The organism is Streptomyces sp. a15 (assembly GCF_059026085.1).
Genome location: NZ_JBWLKM010000189.1, coordinates 1 through 3,857, shown reverse-complemented (window position 1 = coordinate 3,857; position 3,857 = coordinate 1). Strand labels below are relative to the sequence as shown.

Annotated in this window: 3 protein-coding genes; all 3 read left to right on the top strand. The window is 67.7% G+C overall.

Annotated elements, in window-relative coordinates:
• Positions 1 to 426: OB-fold nucleic acid binding domain-containing protein (locus AC5P09_RS51350; RefSeq protein WP_493880537.1), on the top strand; the 426-nt coding region annotated here is incomplete at its 5' end.
• A 289-nt stretch (positions 427 to 715) separates the two neighbouring features.
• Positions 716 to 1,381 carry a transposase gene (locus AC5P09_RS51345; protein ID WP_493880536.1) on the top strand — a complete coding sequence of 222 codons (666 nt, stop codon included), beginning with the start codon at positions 716 to 718 and terminating at the stop codon, positions 1,379 to 1,381.
• A 568-nt stretch (positions 1,382 to 1,949) separates the two neighbouring features.
• Positions 1,950 to 3,584 (top strand): group II intron reverse transcriptase/maturase, encoded by a 1,635-nt coding sequence (gene ltrA, locus AC5P09_RS51340; RefSeq protein ID WP_493880535.1) that lies wholly within the window; start codon positions 1,950 to 1,952, stop codon positions 3,582 to 3,584.
• Positions 3,585 to 3,857: the final 273 nt, after the last annotated feature.

Below are 3,857 nucleotides of genomic sequence, written 5' to 3'. Positions count from 1 at the left end.
AACGCCTGGGCCATCGCCACCGTCGAGGACCTCGCCGGCTCCATCGAGTGCATGTTCTTCCCGGCGACCTACCAGCTGGTCTCGACGCAACTCGTCGAGGACGCCGTCGTGTTCGTCAAGGGCCGCCTCGACAAGCGCGAGGACGTGCCGCGGCTGGTCGCCATGGAGATGATGGTCCCCGACCTGTCGAACGCAGGCATCGATGCCCCAGTGATCCTCAGCATTCTCGAGAACCGGGTGACCCCGCCCTTGGTCACCCGACTCGGGGAGATCCTCAGCCACCATCGCGGCAACAGCGAAGTACGCATCAAGGTCCAAGGCCGACAGAAGACAACGGTGCTGCGTCTCGACCGACACCGCGTCACACCGAGCCCGGCGCTTTTCGGCGACCTCAAAGCACTGCTGGGATCCTCCTGCTTGGTTTGAAACCCGGTACGCATGTCCCTGCGCGGTGTCCCGCAGAGGCGCTGTCTTCACGAACTCCTGTACGGCGGCCCGCGGATGAGGCCGCTGGCTTGGGGAGGCGCCAGTGATGGCAGCGGCCCCCTGCGGGAGCGGGCTGCGGCGTCCCGTCTCGTCAGCTGCCAGGCTCCGCAATGCGCTGCTCGAGGGCTCGGCTACACGAAGGCCGTCGGCCTCGGGCACGCCTCCTTGACCTGCAACGATAGGACTTGCTGAGGGTCCTGTTGGCTGCGAGGAAAAGAGCACTTTCCAGGTGAGAGAGCCTACCGGGTCATACCCGTCTGTCCGCGTCCAGGGCGACGGCCGTCAGGTGGTCTCGCAGGCTGGCTCGGTCCTGCTGGTGGAGACGGTCCGCAAGGCCGGTCTGGACACCGCGATATCCGAGGCACTCGGGCCGTGGCGGAAGCCACGGGCCGTTCACGATCCCGGGAAGGTCCTCCTGGACGTCGCCCTGGCGGTCGCGTTGGGCGGCGACTGTCTCGCGGATGTCGGCATGCTGCGGGCCGAGCCGGCGGTGTTCGGGCCGGTCGCCTCCGACCCAACGGTCTCCCGCCTGCTCGACTCCCTCGCGGCCTCCGGGGAGAAGGCCCTGCGGGCGATCCGTTCCGCGCGGGCCGAAGCACGCGAGCGCGTCTGGCGAACGGCCGGCCGGGCCGCGCCCGACACCGGCGGGATGGTGACCGTCGATCTCGACGGGGTACTGGCGATCGCGCACTCCGACAAGGAGGACGCAGCCCCGACCTGGAAGCGGACCTATGGTCACCACCCGCTCATGGGTTTCGTCGACCACGGACCGGGAGGCACCGGGGAGCCCGTGGCGGCTCTGCTGAGGCCGGGGAACGCAGGCTCGGTGCGACACGAGGTCGCACAGTTTGAGTGGTTGCACCGATTGGAGGTTCGACTGATGTCGAAGGTGTAGATCCGGGCCAGTGTCCAAGGCCCGTCCCCGCTTCGACGTGCGTCACTGGCAACAGTGGGGTGCGGAGCTCGAAGAAGACGCCCAAGGGTTCCCGATCCGTCCGGGGGCCACAGGCAAGGGGAAGACCGGACGGGTGAACGCGAGTGAACCCCTGATGATGCCTCGTCACGTTTGGGCTCCGCCAGACGGAAGTCTTCAGCGGAGTGCAGGGACTGGCCGCGGAGAAGCGGCGGGTGCCGGTCGGACTGCGAACCGCCGACCGGGAGGACACCACCGTCCCCGGGGTATAGAGAGCGCCCACCCCGATCCTATCTCAACTGTGTGGAACGTGGAAACCCCGACGGGGTCCGCTCAGGCGACTGAGCGGTGAGCCGACTGCGAGGAAGGCCCAGCCCCCGGGCGGGAACAGGATGACCCAAGAAGCGAACGCCGGCAGCTGAAAGGCAGCGGGAAGACGGGGCAACACGTTCGGCCCTCCGCCGATCGCCCTGCATAACCGGCCGGATACGGGCACGTGCCCGAACTCGAAAGGGTGCCGACGTGGGTCGGGTGAGTCTGTGGAGACCAGATGCTCGAACACCCCGAACCGAGGGACAAGTTGGACGCCCCAGCCGAGGCTGCGGTGAACGGACCTGGGGACGAGATCACCGACTGGCTGGCCGTCGACTGGCAGCAGGTCGAAGACGACGTACGGCGACTTCGGCAACGCATCTTCACGGCATCGCAGGCAGGGGACCTGAAAAGGGTCCGCAATCTGCAGAAGCTGATGCTCCGCTTTCGCGCCAACACGCTGCTCAGCGTGCGCCGGGTCACGGAGATCAACGCTGGCCGCACGACCGCCGGGATCGACGGGAAGGTGGTGCTGCTGCCCCAGGGCAAGGCCGAACTGGCCGACTGGATGCAGCGATCCGCCGACACGTGGAGAGCCCGGCCGGTCAGGCGGGTGTATATCCCCAAGGCAGGAGGGAAGAAACAGCGCCCGCTCGGTATCCCGGTGATCATTGATCGCGCTCTCCAGGCGCGGGCCCTCAACGCGCTGGAACCCGAGTGGGAGGCACGGTTCGAGCCGAAGTCGTACGGTTTTCGGCCCGGCCGTGGCTGCCATGACGCCATCGAGGCAATCTTCAACGCGGTCGGGGGAAAGAATCCGCACCGCCGGTGGATTCTCGACGCGGACCTGGCAGCGGCGTTCGACCGCATCGACCACGACCATCTTCTCCGCCAGCTCGGCACGTTCCCCGCGCGGGAACAGATCAGGCAGTGGCTGAAGACGGGCGTGGTCGAGCGTGAACAACTCACCCCGACCGAGGAGGGAGCTCCACAAGGCGGGGTGATCAGCCCCACGCTACTGAATGTCGCCCTGCACGGGCTGGAACAAGCCGCCGGGGTCCGGTACTTCCCTGACGGGATGAGGCACGCGGGCAAGTCGGAGCCGGGCACCCCCGTGGTGATCCGCTATGCCGACGATCTGGTGGCCTTGTGCGTCAGCGGGGAACAGGCCCGGCAGGTCAAGCAGCAGCTCGCGGTGTGGCTGACGCCGAGGGGACTGGCCTTCAACGAGGACAAGACGCACGTCGTCCGTCTCGAAGACGGCTTCGACTTCCTCGGGTTCAACGTCCGCCGCTACCGCAACGGCAAGCTGCTGACCAAGCCCAGCAAGGCAGCGGTGCGGCGCATTCGCAGCAGGCGCGCCGCCGAGGTCAAGGCTCTACACGGGGCCAACGCCCAAGCGGTGATCAACAAGCTCAACCCCGTGATCCGGGGCTGGGCGGCCTACTACCGCACCGGGGTGTCCAAGGAGATCTTCTCCTCCTTGGACCACTACCTGTGGCGGCTCACCTACCGGTGGGGACTGCGGGCGCACCCGAACAAGTCGAAACGCTGGGTCGTGGCCCGGTACTTCGGCGCGTTCCACCACTCCAGACGGGACCGCTGGGTGTTCGGCGACCGGGACACCGGCCGCTACCTGGTGAAGTTCTCCTGGACGAAGATCGTCCGACATCGGCTGGTCAAAGGCAGGGCGTCTCCGGACGACCCGGCTCTGACCGGTTACTGGGCTGATCGGCGACGGCGGCGAAAGCCCCCGCTGGGGCCGTTCGTGCTGCGGCTGCTACACGCGCAGCACGGCCGCTGTCCCGGCTGCGGCACTCTGCTGCTGCACGCCGATCAAGAGCCGCAAAGTCCCACCGAGTGGGAGCAGTGACTCACCGCCGTCCGCAAGGCGATCCGCCGCACGGCGCTCGCCACTGAGGACGGCCACCCGCCAGACGACACCGCACGCTGCCTCATGCACGCCCACTGCGCGCGACGGCGCATCGCCGCCCGCGCACCGGGACCAGCAGTTCTGCCTGCCCGCGAGCCTTTGGGGCTTGCTTGAGCCGTGTGCCTGGAAAGCGGGCACGCACGGTGTGCGCCGTGAGGCGCTTTGTTGTATCCCCGACGCAGTCGGGAGGAACTTGGAGGGAGGTTCTTGGGT

Coding starts and splice junctions, on each gene's coding strand:
- ltrA (WP_493880535.1), top strand. CDS start 1,950: ATGCTCGAACACCCCGAACCGAGGGACAAGTTGGACGCCCCAGCCGAG.